This is a genomic window from Streptococcus oralis (genome assembly GCF_001579175.1).
GTDB classification, from domain to species: Bacteria; Bacillota; Bacilli; order Lactobacillales; family Streptococcaceae; genus Streptococcus; species Streptococcus oralis_O.
In genome coordinates, this window is sequence record NZ_KQ970760.1 from 295,708 (window position 1) to 297,084 (window position 1,377).

Annotated in this window: 2 protein-coding genes and 1 pseudogene; 1 reads left to right on the top strand and 2 read right to left on the bottom strand. The window is 40.5% G+C overall.

Translation table 11 applies throughout. The features are described 5' to 3' along the window. Positions 1-302: pseudogene (locus SORDD24_RS05735) on the top strand (SAM-dependent methyltransferase); the annotation flags it as partial. Positions 303-422: 120 nt separating this feature from the next. Here the strand turns inward: SORDD24_RS05735 and SORDD24_RS05740 are convergent. Together SORDD24_RS05740 and SORDD24_RS05745 are read right to left on the bottom strand one after the other, a co-directional pair. Further along, positions 423-1,082: an amino acid ABC transporter permease gene (locus tag SORDD24_RS05740; RefSeq protein WP_061408525.1), complete on the bottom strand. Its 660-nt coding sequence runs from the start codon at positions 1,080-1,082 to the stop codon at positions 423-425. Positions 1,083-1,091: 9 nt separating this feature from the next. Beyond that, on the bottom strand, positions 1,092-1,377 hold a 286-nt coding region (locus SORDD24_RS05745; protein ID WP_155720135.1), incomplete at its 5' end, for an ABC transporter permease subunit.

Genomic DNA, 1,377 nt, shown 5'->3' on the forward strand with positions numbered 1-1,377 from the left:
TTCTGAAAAAGGGTGGAATTTTTCTGGCAGGATTAAACAATGAAATAAATTACATTGTGGATAATGAAGAAAAAGAAATTATTTGGAAAATGCCGTTTAATCCATTAAAAGATAAAGCAGCCAAAGATTTTATGATAAAAGAAAATGCTGGCATACAATTCTCTCACAATATGACAGAGCAAATAGGTGGACAGTTAAAGGCAGGGTTCACTCTACTTGACATATATGAAGATACAAATGGTTTTGGTAGACTGCATGAACTGAATATTAAAACATATATTGCAACAGAATCAGTTAAATGATAGGGTAGTATAGTAGGATTGAGCAAAAATGAGTTAAAATTGACCAGCACACATAAGAAAGTATCTCTACTAATGAAAATATAAAAATGTGAACGTCTATTTTTCGTTCACATTTCTTTTTTATTCTGCGGCTTGTTGCCAGCGTTTGGCTAGCATGCGGGACAGGCTTGAAATTGCTAGGTTAAAGCTGAAATAGATCAGAGCGATCAGGATATAAAGACTGAAGACCTGCTCAGGTTCAAAATAGCGTCCCATGAGAATTTGGCTAGCGCCAAAGAGTTCTTGTAGGGCGATAACAGAGTAAAGAAGGCTGGTATCCTTAATCACGGTCACAAACTGAGAAATGATAGCCGGCAGCATTTTACGGATCGCTTGTGGGAGAATGATGTAGTAGAGGATTTGCGCAGAAGTAAATCCTTGTGACATTCCTGCTTCGAACTGCCCTTTATCCACGGCATTGAGACCGCCTCGGATAATTTCAGCTAGGGCTGCTGAGGTAAAAAGGGTAAAGGCCGTAATACCTGCTGGTGTGGACTTCATCTTGAACACCAAAAAGATGGTGAAAATCCAGAGAAGGTTGGGAACATTACGCACAAATTCGATATAAATGCTGGAGATGATTCGCAAGACAGGATTTTTCCCATTTCGCATAACCGCAAGTACCGTCCCGATCAGGGTAGAGAGGACGATGGCAATCAGAGAAATATAAAGGGTCAAGCCAAATCCTTTAAAGATAAAGGCTAGGTTATCTGGGGTCAAAACTTCTAAAATAGATTCCATAGTAACCTCCTAAAGTGAATAGGCTTTTTTGTTGGCTTGCTCCATCTTGCGACCAAATTGGGCAACAGGGAAGCAAAGGGCAAAGTAGAGAAGAGCCGCACCTAGAAATGCAGGGATGTAGTTTCCGTTGAGAGCTGACCAGGACTTGGTCACAAACATCAAGTCTACTCCAGAGATGATAGCAACCGTTGAAGTATTCTTGATAAGGTTAACGATTTGGTTGGTCAAAGGAGGGAGAATGATACGGAAGGCCTGAGGCAAGATAATCAAGCGCATGGCACTGATATAGGTGAAA

Bases quoted from the DNA above. Each gene is read 5' to 3' on its own strand.
- SORDD24_RS05740 (WP_061408525.1), bottom strand. From the start codon at position 1,082: ATGGAATCTATTTTAGAAGTTTTGACCCCAGATAACCTAGCCTTTATC.